The following is a 22,500-nucleotide window of genomic DNA, read 5'->3' on the forward strand; positions in this document are numbered from 1 at the left end:
TGTCCATTTAAGCCGCCAATATATCAATCAAAACTGGTGACCAAAGTGACACCGGCGCTCTTCTTTTTTGAGTCTGATGAATCGTCTTGGCTCTCTTCTTCGTCTTCTGCAACTTTTGGCGTCAGAAGACTTATTGCCTTGCCAAGGGCGATGTCCAGCATGATCACTTCCTGGCCGTCCAGGTAGACTATGCCGGCAGGCATACCGTTTTCAAACAGACTAATTTCCAGGTAATGCTTCTTGTTCTTCTGTCGTGCCATGAGATTGAGCGTCAGCGGATTAATGAAGTGGCTTTCGTGGCCGTGGTGAATCATCTTCGCCAGTTCAATCCGGCTCCCTTCCTTGCTGGTCCGTTTCCAGTAACACTGCATGAAGTAGTTCAATGTAGACTTGATATAGGCAAGTTCGGTAAGACTGCCGTCAATAGAGAAACTCCAGAACTGGACAACGACTTTGGCGTTCCTGTCGAACCGTGCCCGGCAATGTCCGCCTGCATCCACATAGTCATGCTGCTCCATTTCGACAGTAGCTTTGACTTTGATCCCCTTATAATCGTACTCAATCATCAGTTTCCATCTCCTTCCACAGCTTGACCAGGTAAGATGCCGAGGTCTTGACCTTGCGTGTTTTTGTCAAATAGTCGGCAATAGGCCGAAATCCCATCCCTTCCGCCTTCAGTTCCTTCACCTCGCCCCAATAAGCCAGGATTTTCCTCCGAAGAACCGGTGTCCGGCCCCGCTGGATCAATGCGGCCGCTTTCGCTTTGCGCAGGTGGGAGAAGTCGTCGTACTGCTCATTTTCCGCCACCCGGTAACCTTTCCCTTTGAGCGTGTCCCAGCCGGATTTGCGGGCCGCGACAATAAAGGCGCAGTACTTGCCGATCCTGCCGGGCAGGTCGGGCCGTTCCTCCTTGATCTGGTAGGCCTTTTTCACGCCATCCTGAAAGATCTCGATGATCTTCTCCTCCGGCAGCGATGCCACCCACGAGAGCACCTGTTTTCGATCCCGGTTGGTCAGGCCGGTTATCTGGTTAAGCAGGTCATCCATGAATCATCCTCGTGTGTAGGTCAGGGTCTCGCGCAACCGGAAATGGGATGTTTCCAGGGAGGTCTGCTGCAGGGCCTGCTCGTGGCTCAGGCCGTGGCTGATGCATTCCAGGTAACGTTCCTGGGCAAAGTTGTGCTTGAGTCCGTGACTGCCGCGACCCGGCGCATATTGACCGGTTTCTTGTGCCGCCCTGTTGATCGCTGCTACGTAGTCGATGTAGTCGCTCTCCAGCTTGTCATTGGTCTGAATGTACCTTTCCAACCGCCGGAAAGTTTCGACGGAAACGTAATGCTCCGTTTCCTTTCCGCCTTTTTCCACGGTGGCAACGATTCCCATGGGTTTTCCGGTAACCGGATCAGTGCCGATGCCGTGCAATCCTTCGCTTGTCAGGGGATTCTTCAATCGCCGGTTACTTGGCGCTCCCACCCCTTCGGTCCGCAAGCCGCCTTCGTATTGCAGCGATGCCTGTAATTGGTAGGTACCGTCATGGATTGCTTCAATGAGCCGGACCGGGTCGGGATAGGCCCGGTTGTCGAATACCCTGCTCGATTTCTTTAGCAGCTTCCTGCTCCGGGCATAGAACTCAAGGCGAAGCACTTCCGTATCCATACGCGGGACATCGAGTCCATGCAGCTCGATATAGTTATTGACGGCATATTCGAATTTCCCCAGGGCTGCGAGCAGGGTTTCCATGGTCTGGCGAGACCGTTTCTTTGTGACATAGTGGGCCAGCCTTTCTTCCAGATAATCCGCCATGGCGTTTCGTACCGACAGGGTGTCAAGAAGAGTGATAATGCCGATAGTCCGCATAAATTCTATGAAGCGATGGCCTTCGTACTTGTATACCTTCCAGGAGCCGAAGGATCGGAGTCCCATGGCTGTGTCCGTTTTTGCCGACCGGATTGAGCGGATGGCATGAAATATCGCCTCCAATTGGGAATGCAGTGACCGTGGCCATCTGTGTTTCATGTTTCCTGGTTCCTCTGGCCGTCTCCGGCCCGCATGTTGAGATGACATACTCTTTGTTCGGCATTGCCATGCCGGCGGTAGCAGCTCCGCCTTCCTGCTTTCTTTCGGGTCTCTTATATCCGGATCAGGGAAATATTCCGACATGGTCAAGATATCTGCCGGCTGTCCGTTGCCTGTTGTGAACCGAGACTCGACGGTGATTCACGTCAGACAGGTCCTCGTTTGTGCTGCTGGGAATGCGCCTTTCCAGGGCGTCGGGACTCAGAGGGTGTTTCCTGGTCCGCCACATAGTGGTTTCCGGTGCAACGTACGATCATGCGAGGTTGAGGTGCCGTGTTCCTCGATCATGAAAGGGCCTTGCTGAGGTTGGCCAATCCCGTTGGTGGTGTCCGGCCGGACCAAGTGGCGCGACGGCTCAGGGTACACCGGGCAGTGATGCTGTATGTTTGCTGGGGTAAGATGGTTTAACTGTTTTGTTTGTTCACTTAATGCTCTTTTCTCTCGGAAAATCAGGGTGTTTGATATTTGATCTTTCACAGCAAGTGTTCGTTTGTGAACAGATTGCCGTCCCATGATTAACACCCGGCAGAAGGTCGCGAAAGCTCCCCTCTGGCATACATGGCTGCAAGGATTTTGGTGATCGGTACAGCCGTGTTGTTCAGTACCGTTTCCAGTGGCGCCGTCGGCTCCGGCAGGCATGGATATTTCTCCCGCGCCTGTAGTGCCAGCTCGGCCCTCTCTTCAGATGACAATGAGAGCCAGATTGCCTGCTGAGCCAGAGCTTCTCTGCGCTCCCGTTCCTCCAGCTCTTTCCTTGTCGCCTCTTCGCTCTCTCGCCGGCAACGAGCTGCAGCCTGGGCTTCTTCCTCCGCAGTTTCCGCTTCCCGCTCAGTGCGGGCGAAATCATGCTCAATGGCTGCACAGATCATCCCGCCAAGTCTCCCCTTTTTGGGGTCATGATTGGCCAGGGCATACCGGATATTGCTTAATGTGACGGCTCCGCCAACTCCCGATACCGCCCCGGCAATCACTGCCATGAGACGCTTGTTTTTTTCCGAAGGCGGGACCAGCCCAAGAATATCTGCTAGTTCACCTTTCTCAAAAACAACATCTTCCTCATGGTCTTGCTGTGGTGTTGTTGTTTTATCTAAATCTGAATATGTCTTTGTCTTTGTTGTCCTAGACATCCGTGGACTGTCCACGGACATGTCCGCGGACGCGTCCTTGGACGGTAAGAGTAACTGACTCCGTGTCTCCTCCCGTTGTGAGCGTTTCCGCAACTTGTCCTTGTCACGTCGTGCGGCGAGTCTGGCAAGTTCGTCGGTTGGTTGGAGACGGTCCCAGGCGGTAATGGCAATCACGTTGTCAATCACCTCGATGAATTTGAATCTTTCCAGTGTTGCCAGGGCAAATTGGACGACCGGGACTGTACGTCTCAGCACCGCCGATAAAGTTGTAACATCGTAAGGCAGCGACTCATGCAGCAGGAGCAGACCATTGGCGTTGGACCGGCCCGCCAGCATCAACATCCTGATGTAGATTATCTGGACGGCATCGGCATCCGGCATCTGTTCAATTGCAAGCCAGCGAGGATCATCAAATTCGGCGCAAAACAGTCGGACCCAAAAAACCTCATTCATTTCGCAGCCTCTTGCCTCATCCGATTACTTCCGGGATCATTTTGGATTTTTTGTTCGCCAGCCACTCCATGATTGATTCAATGGTGTAGTAATTCCGCCGGCCGATGACGATAGGTACCGGCAGGTCCCCTGCCTTCTTCAATCGCCAAAATCCGGTTGCAGACAAACCAAGGGTTTCGACTCGGAACTTTTTTTCAGGGATTAGTTTCATCTGGGTCATGTATGTCTCCATTCGACAGAGTTGAATAATCAGATTTCAGATGTTTCAGGACATTTCTGATTTATTCCTTGCGTTTCAATGCAACCATAGTATATTATGTTCTACAACTATTATACATAATATTTTATGTATTTCAATTGCTTTTTTATACTATCATATGATTTTGAGGGAGTTCTGGAGACACCGTGGAAGAAGATAGCCAGACGATAGGTGGAAGACTCAAAATAGTCAGGGGAGGGAAAACGCAAAAGGAATTTGCTCAGGAACTCGATATTTCTGCACCTTCACTGCAAAAATACGAGCTGAACGAATCGGTTCCAGGAGGCCTTGCGCTGGCAAAGTTGGTGGAAAAAGGTATTAACGTAAATTGGATATTAACGGGGAAGGGATCGATGTATATCTTGTTGCCCGACGATCAGTTATTGCAGCAGCTTGCTTATAAGGTTTTCGTTGCCACTCGCGGCAAAGAGGATGTATCCGAGGTGAAGCGGTCGAAGCTTCTGACTAGGGCTTACAGGATCGCCTTGAATGACGGTTTGGAAGCGGCGGAAGAACATGTAGATAAAATGGTCGAAGTCCTTGAGTATTATTCTTAGAAGAATGTCCAATTGGTTCACCTAGGATGAACTGCAATATATGGACTTGGTTGTGATGTTGGTATTCATGGGGGGCGTGTTTATCGAGGATTGGAATGGTCAACCAAAGAGATAAACGGCAACAAAACGGCAACAAATTTCATCTATAAAGCAACAACGGCCTACAGTACTAACTGTAACCCCTTGTTTTAATTGGCGCGCCCGGAGAGATTCGAACTCCCGACAACCTGGTTCGAAGCCAGGTACTCTATCCAGCTGAGCTACGGGCGCGTAAGATCTGCAGAGAGAATAATAATACGCAGAACTCCTTCTGGCAACCTACAATCTACCGGGGAGTCCTTGCGGGAACGATACTGCTGAAATCCCCGGGGGTGTTGATATTGCTGAATGACTTCAAATCCGGATCGAAACGCTGCAGTTCTTCCGCAGGCACCTGCAACGTTCTGATCGCTGCCAGCACCTTCAGAATGGACACATCGCCAGAGCGTAAGTGCTGCTCAACAATCGGCAGCGAACTGAAGTGATAGATCGCATGGAGCGGCTGGAGTCCATCCGGGGTGCGTGGGACTATCGCGTCGACATCTGCAGCGCACTGAGCCAGGTACCTTATGAGACCGGCATGCAGAAAAGGCATGTCGCACGCGGTCACAAACGCCCGGTCGTTTTTACAAGCCAGTAAACCGGCATGGATTCCCGCCAATGCACCTTTCCCGGGATAGAGGTCCGGAACCAGCCGGCAGGAGAGAAACGCATAGCGTTCAGGATTGTTGGTGACTATGATGACTTCAGGAAACAGTTCGGACAAGACACGGTAGACACTTTCGATGAAACAACTGCCGTTGAGTTCAAGAAGGGCCTTGTCACGCCCCATTCGCCGCGACTCCCCCCCGGCCAGAATAATCCCGGACACTCCGTTCACTTGGCCGCACATAAACGTCCCTCATGGCAGTAGACATTGAACCGCCCGCCGCGAACATACCCGATGAGGGTTATGCCTGCTGAATCGCAGATTTTTACCGCCAGATCCGTCGGAGAGGTGCGTGAAGCCACCAGGGACACCCCCAAGAGAGCAGCTTTGGCCGCCATTTCACTGGAAATGCGGCCGGAGGTGATCAACATTGTATCCTTCAGGTCGAGCCCTCGTAACAGCGCCTCTCCGGCAAGCCTGTCAATCGTATTGTGCCTGCCCAGGTCCTCCGCATGGAGAAGTACCGTATCTCCATCCCCAACCGCAGCAGAGTGAATCCCTCCGTGCCGGCGATACCGCTCGGCAAAGCGATGCAACGCCTCAAACAGCTGGAAAACCTCCACTGGCGTGAACCGCCGCCCATCGATTCGCGTTGTGGATGGAGTCGCCTTGAGTGACAAACCGGGGAGACGAAAAGAAATACCACCGCCACAACCGCTGGTGATGATCGGTGCAGGCAGATCTTTCACCTCTCTTTTGATCCGGACGTTGGCTATTCCATAATCCTCGCAGACGCTCAACATCTCAAAATCACTCACATCGGCAACATATCCCTGCAGTCGCAAAAAACCTGCAACAAGGAAACGAGGATCATGGGGGGACGCTACGAGTGTGGCCAGTTCTTTCCCGTTTACAATCAATTTCAAAGGGAATTCCCGGGGGAGGTCACCGGTCGCATCGACACAAGCCGGACCTGAGCTGTCAAATACAGTAACATTATTGTTCATAATCATCAGTATAGTCCATAAGGTCGGACGGATTCAATGCCGCACATCCCGGCCATATGCCTTGCAATGAAATTGCTGGTCGGGCTATGATAGCAAAAGCATGAATATTCTGGGCGAGGAAAGGCTGTCAAGCCGATGAACATCCCGACCGAGGTACTGAAAAATCTGCTCGCAGCGGTGAAAGAGAGCACCTTTACCCTGATCGATGCACTCGCAAGCACTGATCGGGAATTATCGCTGACCCCTGGCCAGGAAGTCCGTGGCGAAGTGCTTGAACAACGCCCGAATGGCAGATTTCTCGTCAACCTCGCCGGGACAGTTCTCGACATGGGGCTTCCACCGACAACGCGCCCTGCCACGACCGTTCAACTGACATTCGTGACCGATCAGCCGCGCCTGACCTTTGCGCTCCCCTCCCCTGCCGACAAAGGGTCCAAGGTCAATCTCAGCGATGCAGGCCGCTGGCTCGGTCGCATGTCAGCCGCGCAAGGGGAATCAGCCTCGACTTCAATGATCAACAGTCGTCCGGTGCGCCTCTTTACGGCCCTTCCCACCGACACGAAGGTCATCGCCGAAAAGCTTCGCGAGGCTGTCGTGAAGAGCGGCATCTTTTATGAGTCTCATCTGGCAAAGTGGTCTGAGGGCTCGCTCGGTTTGGACGAGGTTCTCAGCGAACCCCAAGGGCAGCTTTCTCCGCGGTTACAAGAGAATGCTCCCGCGCCATCCACGCCACCACAACAGAAACACCCAGGAGTTCTCCCGCCGACAGTTGGACAAACAGCAGATGGGGAAAATTCCGGGACTTCTCCTGACAGCACAAAGCGTTCCGATCCGCCCCCCACTCCTGCGACTTCTCCCCAGACCCCAAAACAGGTACCCGGCCAGACTTTTCCAGCTGCCAATACTCAGAATATGCAACCTGCCCTGGAATCTGGGCAGAAGACAAGCGCCCCTTCCACTCCCATTCCGGAGAAAGCCGACCAGGAGGCAAATGCCCCTCCGGCACCTTCGCCCCCCGGCGCATCAGGTCGGCCTCAAACAACCCGGGAATCAGATTTCGCTCAAACCCCCTCCGCCAACTCCCACGCGGAAGAGGCAGGTAAATCCCCTACGACCCCACATGTCACTATGCCGTCTGCTTCCCAGTCTGACGGAGATCAGGCCCCCCGGACACATCCACAGACATCTGCTGGCACCAGAACCGATCAGCAGGAACGTGCCCAGGTTGAACAACCGCATCCAGAACTGATCCAACCGAACAAAGCACAACCAGCTCTTTCGAAAATCATTTCTTCCTTCCCGATCATCCCCGAGGAACTCTCAAGACCTCTTCCGTTGGCGCATGATAAATCAAGCCAGTCAAAAGCCTCACAAGCCAATCCACAAAAAGTGCCTGAAAAAAATGACCTCGCCCTGTTCCGGGAAGAGCCAGCCCTTCAGAATCTGGCGGCAAAAAGTACACAGCAGCCAGCAGGCAAGGTTCCGATGCCGTCTCTCACCGCCCTCCTCCAGGAATCGTATGCGATTGGCACTGTCAACGAAGCGGGTGGGAACACCGCCGCCGCTGGCAGCGAATCAGCAACGCCGCGTTTCGAGACTCCCGAATCGCAAACGCTCCCCCTGCTCAGGCAGCAATTGACAACACTCTACAGCGGTCAGTTTGTCATTCAGGGTGAAGCCTGGCAGGGGCAACAGTTCAAATGGTCAATCAACAAGGAAGGGTCTCGACAGGAAGCGCACGCGCCGAACAGTTGGGAAACAAGCCTGCGCCTGGATCTCCCACGAATGGGAGCAATTTCGGCAGATGTGCGGCTGCTAGGGACCCAGGTACAGATAGCATTCAAGACCAATCGGGACGAATCCAAAGAGCTGATGCACAAAGAAGAAGATCGTCTGAGGGATGGGTTGAACAAGGCGGGACTACTGGTTACCGGCCTGGAGATACGCAGTGACGAATCGGCATGACGACGACAAAAAGGCTGCGGCGCTCTCCTATAAACGCGGAGACTATGCACCAAAGGTTGTAGCAAAGGGGAAAGGGGTCGTAGCAGAGGCGATCATTGCCCTAGCACGGGAATCAGGGGTCTATGTCCACGAATCACCCGAACTCGTCGACCTCCTTCTGCGGGTCGACATCGACAGGGATATCCCTCCCGAACTTTACAGGGCCGTAGCCGAGATCCTTGCCTGGATTTACTGGATGGAGTCAGGAGGTGAAGATGATACCGCAATGAGATAGATACCGATTCTTCGGCTATCCTGGTAAATACTCCTTGATTACGGGGCAGACATCCTTTGCAAATGCCTCACCCAGGCGGGCTGCCTCTTTTTCATCCCCCTCGAACGGTACCGAAATCCTTATGAATGCTGCGTCTCTACGTTTATACAATAATGAATTGACGATTTCGGCAAGCTTCAAAGAGTACTCGTTGTTCAACGTCTTGCCTTTCACCTGGAACCAGTAGAGGAAAAGCTCCTTGCTATCATCCTTCTGATAAACCGACTTGACCATATTAAACGCCTTCCCATCAGATTCAAGCCGATGCTTGCCGCTGTAGATTTCATGCCAGCCACTGCCAGGAAGACAGTGCTTGGGAGAATGGATTTCCCCGCTTTGCTCCCCTCCCCCATGGTACCCGATATACAGGGTTACACGTTTGCCATCCTGATTGACATAGTTTCTGGAAAGGTAATCCGTTGGTCGCAGTTTATCCAGCACCGTTTCCGTCATGAAGGATTCACCGCTCATCCTCCACGTACCGAGTTGCGCAGGGAATGTCGAGAACGGACGGTTCATGGCTACCGCCATGTCTCGATGCAGGTAAAGATAAGAAGCTACAAGCAGCAGCAGCAGAGAAACAACAATGAGCCGCTGATTCATGCCATTATTACCGGACATTACGACTCCTTTCTTTCTCTACCAAGCAGGGCACCGAGACCCACCAGGAGCACGATCGCCACACCGAACACGGCAAGCCCGGCAAACTCATGAAAGAACCCTTCAGCGGCCTTAGCCCCCCACCACTGGGCCAAGATTCCGGTGATGATGACCCTTAGCGCATTGGTAACTATGGCAATGGGCAACGCAGAAAGTGCGATGATCAATCGTTTCAGTGGAGAAACCTTGAGGAAGAAGCCGTAAGCGACAGAGAGCGCCAGAAGCGACATGATCGATCTGATACCGCTACAGGCATCGGCGACCTCAAGTGTTGTTGAAGGAAACATCAGGATATTCCCTTCCCGCATCACAATCACGCCGATGGATTGCAAAAAATCAACGGATACCTTTGTGACGAACATCTTTAAAGGAAAGGCAAATGCATCATACACAATGTAGGGAATCGGCACCATGAACAGGAGATAGGCCACCGGCAGCAGCAAAATCAAAAACGGACGACGGCCCAGCACGAACAGTAGAATCCCAGCAATTACCGTGATGAGGGAGGAACGCATGGTAAAGTATTCCCACGCCAACCACCCGGCAAGGAGTTGGAAAAGCCCGGCCAGCAAGACAAGTAGACCTGGCCACCACGGTTCCACCTTGGCATTCAGAAGCTCTTCACGGCGGCAATAGAGAAAATAGCCGGCAATCAGTGGAACGATGAAACCATGGGAATAGTTGTCATCCTGGTACCACCACTGGACCATGGAAGGAACGATGGGTGAATAGAGGACGGCCAAAGACAGCAAGACTCCAATGAATTGGAGCCGGTATGAACGTAAGAATTCAGCTACAGTCAATCAAAACCTCTCTACTTGACCAAAGTGTAAATCATACGTATTAATTAAAAGTTACAGTAGCGGTAACTGAAGGTAATTCAGCTGCAGTGATTGGTGCAAAAAATAATGTCGTATAACTGAGATCATTTGGGTCAGGAGTATATGCAATAGGAACAGTACACCTGACTGTCAGAAATTCACCCAGCGGAACACTGTTTGAAGTTGCAAATGCTACAGTCAAAGTTCTCGTGGCAACGTCATAAGAAACTGTACCTGGTAGCAAAGTATATGCAGCAAATTGACCGGACAAAAACACTTCTGACGACAGAGGAGTCCCCCCGACGTCCGTCAGCATTGTTGCTCCTGGAGGTAATGTCAAGGACAGTTCAAACCCACCGATCTGTGATGGCGTACCCTGAGATGATAACACAATCGTTGCTTGTTTAGTAGTTGGTGGTGGAGTACTACTTCCTCCACCACCTCCACATCCAGATATAAAAAATGCAATTATCGCCAATATTATCCAAGATCTATTGATAAATTGCATAATCTCCCCTCCCAAAGAATAATCTCTATTTCCCTAAATCAATTGAAAAAAAGGCGACGTACATGAACGTCGCCTTCTCATTTTGTGCTAATAATACAACAACTGCACCAATTTACAAGGCAATCTTTCCTACAACATTCGAGAGAATTACGATCGCATCTCCCGTATCAACCTTGCCATTAGGAACGGATACCCCATTGATCACTGGTGCCACATCAAGTCGAGATTTCTGGTCGTTTGTCATCGTAACCGTTCCAACTGCGATCTGAAGCGCCAGCAGGGCATCACTGACCGTAAGTGAAGTAGACTGAATATTTTCGACAATTATTGCCGTTGTTGTCGTTGAACTGTTGCCTGAAGAGTCAGTTGCCTTAATCGTAATGTTATTTGTTCCCATAACCAAACCACTTACCGTGTAACTCCAGACAGTTCCATAACGTTCAGCGGCAACAGGAGTGCCTGTTCCTATCTGCACAGTGACACTTGCAAGTGCAGTGTTGTCGTTCGCAGTCCCAGAAAGAATCTGGGATGTAGCGGTAGTTGGACTCGTCACCGGATTAATGGTCACCGTCGGTACAGTGGTGTCGGCATTGTTGACCGTTACGCTGACGTTGGCTGACTGAGCACTATTCCCCGTATTATCATACGCCTTGGCATACAGAGTATAAGTGCCGTTGCTCACTGCCGTCGTATTCCAACTATAGCTGTATGGTGCGCTGTTCACGGCGGCTCGCAATATGCCACTTTCGTAAAATTCTACTCGGCTCACTCCAACATTATCCGTTGCACTAGCTGTTACCGTCACCGCCCCACTGACGGTTGCACCGGTTGACGGTGAACTGATCGCTACCGCCGGTGCCGTCACATCATTCATAACCGTTACAGATATATTCCCCGATTGACCTATGTTGCCCGCGGTGTCATAAGCCCTGGCAGATAACGTGTAGACGCCAGGAGATACCGATAGGGTGTCCCAGGAAAATACATAAGGGCTTACTGTGTCGGTTGCCTGCAATACGTTATTTACGTAATACTCTACCCGTGTTACGCCTACATTATCGGCAGCGCTAATACTGACAGAGATCGTTCCACTTACGTTGCTGCTATTCGTCGGTGAGGTTATGGATACTGTTGGGGCCTGTGATTCAGGCACATAAACCGTATCCGAATAGACGCTCTCAACCCCGTTGGTATTGTAAGCGGTCACTGCAAAGGTATAACTTAGGCTCGGATCCAGCCCGCTGATGGTTGCAGTTGTCAGGTTGTGCACATCAATGGGAGAAACCCCCTCGACTGCTCCTACCCCATCATATGATAGTGTCGATGAATCGGTTTTATAGTAGACCTTATATCCTGCCAAATCAGCTTCTGTATTTGCATCCCACTGCAAACCAACGTTCAATGCCCAGCTGGAACCATGCACACCCAACATCACCGCAATCAATATCACGACTGTCGAAAGTAGTTTGGTATTCATACCGTGCTCCTTTCTCCATTCCTTTGCCATCACATTCTTCCTTTGTTGTTTCACCGCAAAAAAAAAGAAACAGTCCGCCAAGTTTGTAGTTCATTGGAGGATCTGTTTCTCGCCAACCCGGCTATCCTGATTATCAGGACCCGTAGCTTTGTGCCCCCAGGTTACCCTGGGTTTACCCCTTCGGAAACAGGACATATTTACTTTTGTTTGGAAAATCGCCCATTTCAGGCCCAACGTTTGTGATTACAATCACAATACCAATAGAAAAAGCCGGGCACCAAGATATTTACATGGACCTTGGTGCACGGCTTCAAATGATATTCTGTTAAATATTAGTAAGTTCCCCTTAATTTGTCCGTGTTCTACAGAGCGATCTTACCTACAACTTTCGAAAGAATCACGATGGCATCACCAGTATCAACTTTCCCATTCGGCACTGAAACGCCATTTATAATCGGTGCCACATCAAGCCTTATCAATTGATCACTGCTGAGAGTTACTTTTCCAACAGCATTTTGGAGTGCAAGCATTGCATCGGCTATGGTCAGTGCTGCACTTGTGGTCTCCACAATAATATTTTTGGTTATGGCAGTACTATTGCCTACGGGATCTGTGGCTCGAATTATTATGGTATTCGTGCCAGTAACCAAGCCAGTTAACGTATAACTCCATGTATTGCCTGACATTACAGCAGATACGGGCACTTTTGTACCAACCTGCACAGTCACACTGGCAACGGCATTGTTATCACTTACAGTACCAGAAAGCAATTGTGTCGTAGACGTAGTAGGAGTGCTAACTTGGTTCACGGTAAGTATTGGAGCTACTGTATCATTAAACACGGTAACTATTACAGTGAATTGAGATGAATTCCCGGCGGCGTCATAGGCTCTGGCGGACAGGGTATAGCTGCCGTTGGTTACTGCCGTGGTGTTCCAGCTGAAGCTGTACGGCGAACTCGTATCAGTCGTCTGCAGCACGTTGTTGACGTAGAATTCGACCCGGCTGACGCCGATGTTGTCGGCGGCTGTGGCGGATACGGCTACCGTGCCGCTGACCGTCGCACTGGCGGACGGTGAGCTGATCGCTACCGTCGGTACGGTGGTGTCGGCATTGTTGACCGTTACGCTGACGTTGGCTGACTGGCCGACGTTGCCGGCGGCGTCATAGGCTCTGGCGGACAGAGTATAGCTGCCGTTGGTTACTGCCGTGGTGTTCCAGCTGAAGCTGTACGGCGAGCTCGTATCGGTCGCCTGCAGCACGTTGTTGACGTAGAATTCGACCCGGCTGACGCCGATGTTGTCGGCGGCGGTGGCGGATACGGCTACCGTGCCGCTGACCGTCGCACTGGCGGACGGTGAGCTGATCGCTACCGTCGGTACGGTGGTGTCGGCATTGTTGACCGTTACGCTGACGTTGGCTGACTGAGCACTATTCCCCGTATTATCATACGCCTTGGCATACAGAGTATAAGTGCCGTTGCTCACTGCCGTCGTATTCCAACTATAGCTGTATGGTGCGCTGTTCACGGCGGCTCGCAATATGCCACTTTCGTAAAATTCTACTCGGCTCACTCCAACATTATCCGTTGCACTAGCTGTTACCGTCACCGCCCCACTGACGGTTGCACCGGTTGACGGTGAACTGATCGCTACCGCCGGTGCCGTCACATCATTCATAACCGTTACAGATATATTCCCCGATTGACCTATGTTGCCCGCGGTGTCATAAGCCCTGGCAGATAACGTGTAGACGCCAGGAGATACCGATAGGGTGTCCCAGGAAAATACATAAGGGCTTACTGTGTCGGTTGCCTGCAATACGTTATTTACGTAATACTCTACCCGTGTTACGCCTACATTATCGGCAGCGCTAATACTGACAGAGATCGTTCCACTTACGTTGCTGCTATTCGTCGGTGAGGTTATGGATACTGTTGGGGCCTGTGATTCAGGCACATAAACCGTATCCGAATAGACGCTCTCAACCCCGTTGGTATTGTAAGCGGTCACTGCAAAGGTATAACTTAGGCTCGGATCCAGCCCGCTGATGGTTGCAGTTGTCAGGTTGTGCACATCAATGGGAGAAACCCCCTCGACTGCTCCTACCCCATCATATGATAGTGTCGATGAATCGGTTTTATAGTAGACCTTATATCCTGCCAAATCAGCTTCTGTATTTGCATCCCACTGCAAATCAACATCCAGAGCCCAACTGGGACTAAACGCCCCCAACATCAACACCACAAATATCACGACTGTCGAGAGCAACTTAGTCTTCATGCCGTGCTCCTTTCCCCATCTCTTTGTCATCTCTTGCTTCACTTACTTTTTGCCCCAAAAAAAAAGAAACAGTCCGCCAAGTTTGTAGTTCATTGGAGGATCTGTTTCTCGCCAACCCGGCTATCCTGATTATCAGGACCCGTAGCTTTGTGCCCCCAGGTTACCCTGGGTTTACCCCTTCGGAAACAGCTTCTAAATTAAGTTATTTGCTTTATCGCACGAACAGGTATGAATCTTGGTGATTGGTATCACGAAAACGAACGCCTCGCTCAACAACCTGTATTTATTAATAAATAAAAATCCGAAACAGAACTCATTACAGTTAAACGGCTCGACTCAACCATAAAAACAATGCAGATTTTATGTAATCCCCGATTTTTTGACGCGAAAATGGCGGAAATGATATAAAACTCGTGTTCAATGAGGCCGTAAATAGTTAAGAAGATAACCAGCCCGTTGCAGCGGAAGAAGAGCGTAGCGATATTTGCGCTGTACTGAAAATCAAACGTTGGAGCGCCAACCGCAAGATAGGAGTTGTTCTGCAGTTGATGTGTGTACTGATATGCGGTGAATCTGTCGATGCATTGTCCTGTGAGTTGGGCACCTGGGCCTATCACCTGGATGGGTGATTCAGAAAGCGTTCCAGGGGAAAAATCGGCCTTCAAAGCTCATGAAAGGGATCCTCTCACTGCTGAACTCAATGCAGCCATTAAAGGCATCGGCGAAATCACCATGAAAATGAGTTGCCTCTGGAGAAAGCGAGGCGTGCTCACCCTGCGTCTGTTGCGCCTGGGAAGATTGCCGCATGTTGTCCAACGCACCGGATACGTTACAATAACATCGTTAAACTGAGGATTAAGAAATACAATCGCGCATTTTTGTTGACAAATTTTAATTACATATTAGATATTTGTATAATATTTTAGTGTAAGGATCGCTATGTGTGGAATAGTCGGTGTTTATAATTATCGTTCTGCTCCGGAAAATTTAATAACTGGAATGTTGTCATCGATCCAATACAGAGGTCCCGATGAAGCTGGGATCTATGTTGATTCCTCTGTCGCATTGGGACATTGTCGTCTTAGCATAGTTGGCTTAAACGACGGGGCGCAACCAATTTCTAACGAAAATGGAACAATATGGGTTGTTTACAACGGTGAAGTCTTCAACTATCCAGAATTAAAAACAGAACTCCAGCAAAAAGGTCACATTTTCTCAACGACTACAGACACTGAAGTCCTTGTTCACCTTTATGAAGAATACGGCAAGGAGTTCCTGGCATTACTGAATGGGCAGTTCGCCTTTGCCATCTGGGACTCGGTCAAGAAGGAACTGTTCCTGGCACGTGATAGGGTCGGCATTCGCCCATTATTATATTACCAATGCGCGGACAGATATATATTTGCGTCGGAGATCAAGGCATTATTCACCGACAGTTCCGTCCCGCGCACAATCGCCCCCCCTGCCCTCCAGCAGATTTTTACCTATTGGACCACACTGACACCAAGGACTGCTTTCAAGGATATTTTTGAGCTCCCGCCTGGCCACTATCAGATTGTCAGGGATGGTCGAATAATCGAGCAGTCACCATTCTGGGAACTCCCTTATTACCCACCGGAGTCTCGTTTCCAAGGGTCACTGGATGACGCCGTCGATGAAACCAGCTCCTTGCTGAACGACGCCATTAAAATCAGGTTACGGGCTGATGTCCCCGTTGGCGCATATCTCAGCGGCGGCCTCGACTCCTCTATCATCACCTCCTTGATAACAAAAAATTTTAACAACAAGTTACGAACCTTTTCCATCGGCTTCCAAGAGGCGGATTTCGATGAAACACCATACCAACGCGACCTCGTAAAACACCTCGGAACGGACCACAGCGAGCTCCTTATTTCCAACCAAGATATCAGAGATACGCTTCCTAAGGTGGTGTGGCATGCAGAGAAGCCTCTGCTTCGCACTGCACCAGTACCAATGTTCCTCTTAGCCAGACTGGTGAGAGAAAATAACTTCAAGGTCGTCCTCACTGGTGAAGGGGCTGATGAAGTGTTCGGAGGATACGATATCTTCAAGGAGGCAAAGATCCGCCATTTCTGGAGCAGGTTCCCCGAATCGGCTTCACGACCGCGACTGCTTGAAAAACTTCACCCTTACATATTCAAGGACCCTGCCCGTAGCAGGATGATTCTGCAAAAGTTTTATGGTGTGTCAGACGCTAACCTGAATGACCCTTGTTTTTCCCACAGGATCAGATGGAACAACACCAGCAAGAACATGATGTTTTTTTCGGACGATATGTTGAACCAACTTGCTGGCTACACCCCTGAGGACGAACTTGCCGCCAGCTTTCCTTCAAAGTTTGACACGCGAGACCAGTTGGCCAGATCGCAATTCCTAGAGATAGATATTTTCCTAACAAACTACCTTCTCTCCTCACAAGGAGACCGCGTTGCAATGGGAAACTCTATTGAACTGCGAGTGCCGTTTCTTGATTACCGCGTGATTGATTTCGGAATGAAGTTACCACCACAGTGGAAAATCCGGGGGTTGAACGAAAAATACATATTAAAAAGGACGTTCGGGAACCTGATCCCCGACCAGATAATCAAAAGGCCAAAACAGCCATACCGTGCTCCCATCCGGGAACTCTTCCTTTCTGGTACCTCTGACTATGCCAAGGATCTTCTCTCGAAGAATTATCTTGAAAAAACCGGCTATTTCAATGTATCAAAGACATGCAACCTGATCGACAAGTACAGGAAAACTGAGCGATTTATCGCAAGTGAAACACAGAACATGGCGATCATTGGGATTCTTACTACACAAATTCTACATCAGCAGTTCATCGATAACTTCAGCCACCGACACTACCTGCCGATAGCCATTACAAAACGGATAGTCAAGTAACCTGAACTTCCAGGAGGCATACATGACCAATTTCTCCCCCGCTGTTCTTTCCATCGATTGCGAGAAGGAAGCAGATAAAATCACTGCCGGGATACGAGAGATACTGAAAAAAGATCTCAAACGGCGAGGAATCGTCATCGGTCTCTCAGGCGGGATCGACAGCAGTGTAACTGCAGCTTTAGTGGTGAAGGCGATTGGCAAGGAGCGGGTATTCGGTCTGGAAATGCCGGAACTTCACTCATCCAAGGAGACACCGGAATTGAGCAGCGCTCTGATACGACACCTCGGCATTGAATCAGAGCGGATAGATATCTCCCCCATCCTTCGAGCGGTCGGTTTTTATGCCAATTATGATAATGCCATCAGAATGGTAATTCCTGACTACGGGACCGAGTGGAAATCAAAAATTGTCATCTCCAGCATCTTCGACAACAAGGGGTTCAGCCTCAACTCCATCGTTGTCCAGGAACCTGACGGGACGATTCACAAGGAGCGCCTCCCCCTGAAACCGTATCTCGAAATTGTAGCTGCCACCAACTGCAAGCAGAGAACCCGCAAGATGCTGGAATATTACTATGCTGATCGGCATAACTACGCAGTTGCAGGCACACCGAACCGTCTCGAATACGACCAGGGGTTTTTCGTCAAGTTGGGAGACGGTGCTGCTGACATAAAACCGATTGCCCACCTTTACAAATCACAAGTTTATCAAATGGCGCAATTCCTTGGAGTTCCCGCAGAAATATGTAAACGCCCACCAACAACCGACACTTACTCGCTACCGCAAGGGCAAGACGAATTCTATTTTTCACTCCCCTACCAACAAATGGATCTTTGCCTATATGCCAAAAACAATGGAGTCCCAATATCTTCAGTAGCATCATTACTAAATATTTCTTCTGCACAAGTACAAAGAGTATTCGATGATATAGATACCAAGAGATCTACAACGCGATACCTCCATCTCAACGCCCTTACCATTGAAAAGATCCCTGAGATTCAGGCATAATCATTAATTGATAGAGAGGTTACTCAATGTCAGAAATACGTGATAAAATTAAAGAATATATTGTAGAAAATTTCCTTTTCGGAGATGATAAAGGATTGAATGACTCCACTTCATTCCTTGAATCCGGCATTATCGATTCGACCGGCATCCTTGAGTTGATAGCGTTTATAGAAGATGCTTTTTCATTGAGGGTCAACGATGACGAACTTATTCCTGAAAATCTCGACTCAATCACTAATCTTTTAAGATTCATATCGATAAAAACTGGAGCGATGTCAACAAGATAAGAAACCCGATGCTTATCCATAATTTTCTTGAAAACTCTGCCACGCGATTTCCTGAAAAAGTCGCACTCATATTGAGTGGGAAAAAAATAACATATTCCCAACTAAATAGATCTGCGGACATCTTTGCAAACTGGTTTATCAAATCAGGGATGCAGCTAGGAGACCGAGTACTTTTTCTTCTCGAAAATGGCGAAGAGTATGTGATATCTTATTATGCGGCTCTTAAAGCAGGATTAGTTGTAGCCCCGATAAGTACCGAGACTCGCTCTGATGCTTTATATAATATTTTATCCACAATAAATCCGAAGGTTGTTATTGTATCACCAAAGGCAGAGAAGGCATTTCATGAAATCACCGATCCCATTTCATCACTCAAAACAGTCATTTTCATCAACCCGAAGCTTTCCTGGCAACATAGACCCTTTTCAACCCTTCTATTCAATTCGCTTCTTGACGGAGAGGTTAGCTCGCCAAAGTTGGCATTTGATAACTCATCGCTTGCTAGCATAATATTTACTTCAGGCTCAACAGGCAAGCCAAAAGGTGTAATGTTAACTCACGCCAATATTGTGGCAAACACACACTCAATTATTCAGTATCTCAATCTGACCGAAGGCGATCGACAGATGGTTGTGCTTCCCCTTTTTTACGTTATGGGGAAATCACTACTTAACACCCATATTGCAGTATCTGGCAGCCTTGTAATAAATAACACCTTCGCCTATCCAGCATCGGTTTTGAAGCAGATGGTTGATGAAAATGTCACCGGATTCTCAGGAGTCCCCTCAACCTATGCGTATCTGCTTCACCGCTCTCCGCTTAAATCCTACAAAAACAAACTTCCATTTCTTCGATATTGTTCCCAGGCTGGTGGCCATATGGCCCGGAAAATAAAAGAAGAGCTATTAGAAGCTCTACCTGATCATACTAAATTATATGTTATGTACGGAGCGACAGAGGCATCCGCTAGACTATCCTATGTTGAACCAGCCCGTTTACGCTTGAAGATAGATTCTATTGGGGTCCCAATCCCTGGCGTGACAATGAGGATTGTCGACCCATATGGCAATGAACTCCCAGTCGGGAAAACCGGTGAACTCATTGCCTCAGGCGCCAATATCATGAAAGGTTACTGGAATGACCCAGAAAGTACATTAGCAGCCATATCACATATAGGATACCATACCGGAGACCTAGGATACAAAGATGCTGATGGATATTTTTATTTGGTTGGACGCAAAGATAATCAACTGAAGGTTGGCGGTCACAGAATTAATCCTCAAGAAGTAGAAGATGCTCTCATCGCTACAGGACTATTAATTGAAGTAGCTGTGATGGGGATTACAGACCACCTTTATGGACAGAAACTCGTTGCTATCGCTGTTCCAATCAATAATGAAATAACTGAGATGGATGTAATTGCTAAATGTATTATGTTTCTTCCACGTTACAAAGTACCTAGTGAAATTACTTTCGTTAATATGCTTCCCAAAAATAGTAGCGGTAAAATAGATAGGCAATTACTGTTTAGTCAATAGGTATTTGACATGATCAGTCATAAATATCGTTTTAATCAGTTATTAAATCACACCGACAAAAATAGGCGTAATTTTTTAGCATTTATGTTCTCTGTTGTATTATTGGCTACGTTCAAACGACATAGCCATAGCAAGGAGCAACATGTGCCTGATAAAATTATTCCTCGCAAAGAAAGCTGCCCTTTAGACGCAGTGAGTTCTGGCTTCCCCAAGAAGCCGCCATTAGCCAAAATAAATCTAGGGGTATCAAACAAAGGACTATCTGATGTCTACTTATCTCGAGGTGGATCCCCAGAACAGAATATCAATAACATCATCAATATGCATGGAGGTATTTCTTCTATCGTCGGCAAAGATGACATTGTAGTCCTTAAACCTAATGCCCAGTGGTGGAACCAAGGGACAACAAATACCGACGCCATGTATGCATTCATCAAGGCAATTTTTAGCATTCCTGCTTTTCGAGGCGAGGTAATCATTGCTGAAAACCATCAATATGCTGATCCAAACTCCCGCGGATGGAATACTGATAAGCGAAATGGCCGCTTTAATCTCAATGAACTCGTTGCTTATTTTAATTCTATAGGACTTGGCAACATCACCAAATATCACTGGCGATGTGCGGGACCAAATCCAACTCCTTTACAGGGCAACGAATCTTCAGGCTCAAAAATAGTCTCTGGACCATGGGACGGAGATGGATATGTTTGGAATCACGACCTTTCCTACACAAGCTCCTTAGGTCGTAAATGCATCCTTTCTTATCCAATTTTCACTTCAGCCTACAGTGGAGTAACAATTGATTTCAAAAATGGTGCGTGGGAAAAACACAAATATACTGGTCAGCCAGTAAAATTCATAAATTTTTCAGCATTGAACCACCATAGTAACTTTTGTGGAGTTACTGCATCGATTAAAAATTATATGGGAATACTTGATATGACCTGCGGTTTTCAAGGGACAACACCTAAAGGATACTGGAACACTCATTATATTGGAATCCGAAACGATCTTACTGTACCTATGATGAAATATATGCCATGGAGAGTTCGAGCTAAAATAGACAGCTTATACAAATATAAATATGTTTACCATACTGCCAGCGTAATTGGCTCATTCATGCGGGATGTCAGAATGGCAGATTTTAATTTTATTACCGCAGATTGGGTCGGTTATGGGTCTAGAACAGATAAAAATATGAGTGGATATCCAAGGACTTTGCTAGCAAGCAGAGACCCTGTTGCGCTAGATTATATCGCTGGTAGAGATGTTCTATCCCCACTAACCAAGCTTAAAGAACCAAATAATAAATGGCTCAATGAAATAAATGACGTCACAGAGAAACATGGCCCATTTTTTAAATTTTTAGCAGCATGCCATAAAGAAGGTATCGGCAACTTAGACCCACAAAGAATGCTCATTTTATCTGCTTAAGAAATCGGCTTTTTTAATGAGAGGATGACCACAAGTGGATTTGATCAATAGCTTAAACCGACATAAATCAAAAAATGGCGCTATATTCTTGAAACAGATATCTAGGATATTTTGGGTGCAAAAAGTAATATTTCACACACTCGACCTGACAAATTGGGAACCACCTACCTTACCTAAAATGCGCTTGAATGCTACATTCGTGCTTGGTGACGAAAATGATATATCCAACTTAACCACTAACCCTCATTTGCATGAAGCATTAAATAATGAAACAGCTTTCCACAAAAAACTACAAGCTGGACACAAGTTATTACTGGGTAAACATAATGACGAAATCGTCTTCTATTTATGGGCAGTTGCAGGCAAGAAAGGACTAATGAACAAAACTCTTGATTTAGAGGTAAATCAAGTTGCTATCGAAATAGGATTTACAAGAAAAGAATATCGCGGTCATGGTTTTTTCATATTCGGTGTAAATTATCTATTTCCCATACTGCAAACAGAAGGGGTTACCTCATGCCTAACTGACATTGCAACACACAATTTACCCATGGTCAAAACGGCATTAAAAATTGGCTTTAAATCAACAGACTCTTTCTATTATTGGATACATACACCCTTTGCGGAATATGCTATTCCAAAGGGCAGCATAGCTAACAAGATATCTAACCATTGATTTTGTAATCTATATTTTATTTATAATCAGTTTATCACTATCCAGGAATCCTCAATCTATAGTTCTTTACTTTTTATTTTATTTATAATCATAGTGTTTTTATAATGAGTTAACATATGTCTATACATGATCACTATAACTTATTTTCAATTATTACCAAGCGAGACTAACAGTTTCTATATTTTTTAATATCTATAATTTAAGTAGCCCACAGATTACTTTGACTTGCCAATTTCATTTCACTCCTTCGTATCGTCAATATTTTATAGTTCTATAAACATATAGTGACCATAATCACAAACATACAATCCAGTTTAGGCGAAATTAAAACCATCATCACATGATATAATTTCTCAAAAGAGGAACCATTACAATCCCAATTACGATACTTAAATGAATATGATGATACATCTATTGATTTGGAGAATATGGTGATTCGTGTTGCCCCCTCCCCCC

General features: G+C 47.9%; 20 protein-coding genes, 1 tRNA gene, 1 pseudogene and 2 riboswitches. Of the genes and pseudogenes, 9 read left to right on the forward strand and 13 right to left on the reverse strand.

Annotation, left to right across the window (positions count from 1 at the left end):
* Nucleotides 1-116: 116 nt before the first annotated feature.
* From GJT30_03620 to GJT30_03640, 5 genes and pseudogenes are all read right to left on the reverse strand, one after another.
* A pseudogene (locus tag GJT30_03620) lies at nucleotides 117-566 on the reverse strand (hypothetical protein).
* Complete coding sequence (locus tag GJT30_03625) at nucleotides 559-1,047, reverse strand: hypothetical protein (GenBank protein MSM38698.1); 489 nt, start codon at nucleotides 1,045-1,047, stop codon at nucleotides 559-561. The pseudogene GJT30_03620 and the gene GJT30_03625 overlap by 8 nt, the downstream one beginning before the upstream one ends.
* Before the next feature lie 3 nt (nucleotides 1,048-1,050).
* Nucleotides 1,051-2,016, reverse strand: a complete 966-nt coding sequence (locus tag GJT30_03630; GenBank protein MSM38699.1) for a hypothetical protein — start codon at nucleotides 2,014-2,016, stop codon at nucleotides 1,051-1,053.
* Nucleotides 2,017-2,591: 575 nt separating this feature from the next.
* Entirely contained in the window at nucleotides 2,592-3,656 is a 1,065-nt protein-coding gene (locus GJT30_03635; protein MSM38700.1) for a hypothetical protein, read from the reverse strand.
* Nucleotides 3,657-3,672: 16 nt separating this feature from the next.
* Entirely contained in the window at nucleotides 3,673-3,876 is a 204-nt protein-coding gene (locus GJT30_03640; protein MSM38701.1) for a hypothetical protein, read from the reverse strand.
* A gap of 185 nt (nucleotides 3,877-4,061) precedes the next feature.
* On the opposite strand from GJT30_03640, the gene GJT30_03645 reads away from it, so the two are divergent.
* On the forward strand, nucleotides 4,062-4,472 hold the full coding sequence (locus GJT30_03645; protein ID MSM38702.1) for a helix-turn-helix domain-containing protein: 411 nt from the start codon (nucleotides 4,062-4,064) through the stop codon (nucleotides 4,470-4,472).
* Between the two features lie 193 nt (nucleotides 4,473-4,665).
* Here the strand turns inward: GJT30_03645 and GJT30_03650 are convergent.
* The 3 genes from GJT30_03650 to fdhD form a co-directional block, all read right to left on the reverse strand.
* Nucleotides 4,666-4,742, reverse strand: a tRNA-Arg gene (locus GJT30_03650).
* A gap of 55 nt (nucleotides 4,743-4,797) precedes the next feature.
* Nucleotides 4,798-5,403, reverse strand: a complete 606-nt coding sequence (locus tag GJT30_03655; protein ID MSM38703.1) for an NTP transferase domain-containing protein — start codon at nucleotides 5,401-5,403, stop codon at nucleotides 4,798-4,800.
* Entirely contained in the window at nucleotides 5,388-6,167 is a 780-nt protein-coding gene (gene fdhD, locus GJT30_03660) for a formate dehydrogenase accessory sulfurtransferase FdhD (GenBank protein MSM38704.1), read from the reverse strand. Before fdhD ends, GJT30_03655 begins: the two co-directional genes overlap by 16 nt.
* Before the next feature lie 135 nt (nucleotides 6,168-6,302).
* Here fdhD and GJT30_03665 point away from each other — a divergent pair, with 135 nt between their 5' ends.
* Together GJT30_03665 and GJT30_03670 are read left to right on the forward strand one after the other, a co-directional pair.
* Complete coding sequence (locus GJT30_03665) at nucleotides 6,303-8,132, forward strand: hypothetical protein (protein MSM38705.1); 1,830 nt, start codon at nucleotides 6,303-6,305, stop codon at nucleotides 8,130-8,132.
* A complete protein-coding gene (locus GJT30_03670; GenBank protein MSM38706.1) occupies nucleotides 8,116-8,406 on the forward strand; it encodes a flagellar biosynthesis protein FlhB in 291 nt (96 codons plus the stop codon). Before GJT30_03665 ends, GJT30_03670 begins: the two co-directional genes overlap by 17 nt.
* Nucleotides 8,407-8,421: 15 nt before the next feature.
* On the opposite strand, the gene epsI is transcribed toward GJT30_03670, so the two are convergent.
* From epsI to GJT30_03695, 5 genes are all read right to left on the reverse strand, one after another.
* Nucleotides 8,422-9,048 carry an EpsI family protein gene (epsI, locus tag GJT30_03675; protein ID MSM38707.1) on the reverse strand — a complete coding sequence of 209 codons (627 nt, stop codon included), beginning with the start codon at nucleotides 9,046-9,048 and terminating at the stop codon, nucleotides 8,422-8,424.
* A gap of 17 nt (nucleotides 9,049-9,065) precedes the next feature.
* Nucleotides 9,066-9,908 (reverse strand): exosortase, encoded by an 843-nt coding sequence (gene xrt, locus GJT30_03680; GenBank protein MSM38708.1) that lies wholly within the window; start codon nucleotides 9,906-9,908, stop codon nucleotides 9,066-9,068.
* Nucleotides 9,909-9,948: 40 nt separating this feature from the next.
* On the reverse strand, nucleotides 9,949-10,434 hold the full coding sequence (locus GJT30_03685; GenBank protein MSM38709.1) for a hypothetical protein: 486 nt from the start codon (nucleotides 10,432-10,434) through the stop codon (nucleotides 9,949-9,951).
* 112 nt (nucleotides 10,435-10,546) lie between these two features.
* Nucleotides 10,547-11,941, reverse strand: a complete 1,395-nt coding sequence (locus GJT30_03690) for a hypothetical protein (protein MSM38710.1) — start codon at nucleotides 11,939-11,941, stop codon at nucleotides 10,547-10,549.
* A gap of 78 nt (nucleotides 11,942-12,019) precedes the next feature.
* Nucleotides 12,020-12,098: riboswitch (cyclic di-GMP riboswitch) on the reverse strand.
* Between the two features lie 175 nt (nucleotides 12,099-12,273).
* Complete coding sequence (locus tag GJT30_03695) at nucleotides 12,274-14,193, reverse strand: hypothetical protein (GenBank protein ID MSM38711.1); 1,920 nt, start codon at nucleotides 14,191-14,193, stop codon at nucleotides 12,274-12,276.
* Nucleotides 14,194-14,300: 107 nt separating this feature from the next.
* Nucleotides 14,301-14,379, reverse strand: a riboswitch (cyclic di-GMP riboswitch).
* Nucleotides 14,380-15,132: 753 nt separating this feature from the next.
* Between GJT30_03695 and asnB the strand changes: the two genes are divergently transcribed.
* The 6 genes from asnB to GJT30_03725 are packed head-to-tail and all read left to right on the forward strand — an operon-like array spanning nucleotide 15,133 to nucleotide 22,044.
* Nucleotides 15,133-17,100: an asparagine synthase (glutamine-hydrolyzing) gene (gene asnB, locus GJT30_03700; GenBank protein ID MSM38712.1), complete on the forward strand. Its 1,968-nt coding sequence runs from the start codon at nucleotides 15,133-15,135 to the stop codon at nucleotides 17,098-17,100.
* Between the two features lie 22 nt (nucleotides 17,101-17,122).
* Nucleotides 17,123-18,109, forward strand: a complete 987-nt coding sequence (nadE, locus tag GJT30_03705; GenBank protein MSM38713.1) for an NAD(+) synthase — start codon at nucleotides 17,123-17,125, stop codon at nucleotides 18,107-18,109.
* 26 nt (nucleotides 18,110-18,135) lie between these two features.
* Nucleotides 18,136-18,396, forward strand: coding sequence for an acyl carrier protein (locus GJT30_03710; GenBank protein ID MSM38714.1), 261 nt, complete (start codon nucleotides 18,136-18,138; stop codon nucleotides 18,394-18,396).
* Nucleotides 18,397-18,404: 8 nt separating this feature from the next.
* Nucleotides 18,405-19,934 carry an AMP-binding protein gene (locus GJT30_03715; protein ID MSM38715.1) on the forward strand — a complete coding sequence of 510 codons (1,530 nt, stop codon included), beginning with the start codon at nucleotides 18,405-18,407 and terminating at the stop codon, nucleotides 19,932-19,934.
* 9 nt (nucleotides 19,935-19,943) lie between these two features.
* A complete protein-coding gene (locus GJT30_03720; protein ID MSM38716.1) occupies nucleotides 19,944-21,368 on the forward strand; it encodes a DUF362 domain-containing protein in 1,425 nt (474 codons plus the stop codon).
* 34 nt (nucleotides 21,369-21,402) lie between these two features.
* On the forward strand, nucleotides 21,403-22,044 hold the full coding sequence (locus GJT30_03725) for a hypothetical protein (protein ID MSM38717.1): 642 nt from the start codon (nucleotides 21,403-21,405) through the stop codon (nucleotides 22,042-22,044).
* The last annotated feature ends 456 nt before the right edge of the window (nucleotides 22,045-22,500 follow it).

Origin of the sequence: Geobacter sp. (genome assembly GCA_009684525.1) — a bacterium.
Taxonomy (GTDB): Bacteria; Desulfobacterota; Desulfuromonadia; order Geobacterales; family DSM-12255; genus Geoanaerobacter.

Excerpts from the sequence above, each read along its gene's own strand:
- GJT30_03720 (MSM38716.1), top strand. The coding sequence starts at position 19,944 with ATGATCAGTCATAAATATCGTTTTAATCAGTTATTAAATCACACCGAC.
- GJT30_03715 (MSM38715.1), top strand. The coding sequence starts at position 18,405 with ATGCTTATCCATAATTTTCTTGAAAACTCTGCCACGCGATTTCCTGAA.
- fdhD (MSM38704.1), bottom strand. The coding sequence starts at position 6,167 with ATGAACAATAATGTTACTGTATTTGACAGCTCAGGTCCGGCTTGTGTC.
- GJT30_03630 (MSM38699.1), bottom strand. The coding sequence starts at position 2,016 with ATGAAACACAGATGGCCACGGTCACTGCATTCCCAATTGGAGGCGATA.
- GJT30_03695 (MSM38711.1), bottom strand. The coding sequence starts at position 14,193 with ATGAAGACTAAGTTGCTCTCGACAGTCGTGATATTTGTGGTGTTGATG.
- GJT30_03685 (MSM38709.1), bottom strand. The coding sequence starts at position 10,434 with ATGCAATTTATCAATAGATCTTGGATAATATTGGCGATAATTGCATTT.
- GJT30_03690 (MSM38710.1), bottom strand. The coding sequence starts at position 11,941 with ATGGCAAAGGAATGGAGAAAGGAGCACGGTATGAATACCAAACTACTT.
- asnB (MSM38712.1), top strand. The coding sequence starts at position 15,133 with ATGTGTGGAATAGTCGGTGTTTATAATTATCGTTCTGCTCCGGAAAAT.
- GJT30_03665 (MSM38705.1), top strand. The coding sequence starts at position 6,303 with ATGAACATCCCGACCGAGGTACTGAAAAATCTGCTCGCAGCGGTGAAA.
- epsI (MSM38707.1), bottom strand. The coding sequence starts at position 9,048 with ATGAATCAGCGGCTCATTGTTGTTTCTCTGCTGCTGCTGCTTGTAGCT.
- GJT30_03625 (MSM38698.1), bottom strand. The coding sequence starts at position 1,047 with ATGGATGACCTGCTTAACCAGATAACCGGCCTGACCAACCGGGATCGA.
- nadE (MSM38713.1), top strand. The coding sequence starts at position 17,123 with ATGACCAATTTCTCCCCCGCTGTTCTTTCCATCGATTGCGAGAAGGAA.
- GJT30_03635 (MSM38700.1), bottom strand. The coding sequence starts at position 3,656 with ATGAATGAGGTTTTTTGGGTCCGACTGTTTTGCGCCGAATTTGATGAT.
- GJT30_03655 (MSM38703.1), bottom strand. The coding sequence starts at position 5,403 with ATGTGCGGCCAAGTGAACGGAGTGTCCGGGATTATTCTGGCCGGGGGG.
- GJT30_03710 (MSM38714.1), top strand. The coding sequence starts at position 18,136 with ATGTCAGAAATACGTGATAAAATTAAAGAATATATTGTAGAAAATTTC.
- GJT30_03640 (MSM38701.1), bottom strand. The coding sequence starts at position 3,876 with ATGACCCAGATGAAACTAATCCCTGAAAAAAAGTTCCGAGTCGAAACC.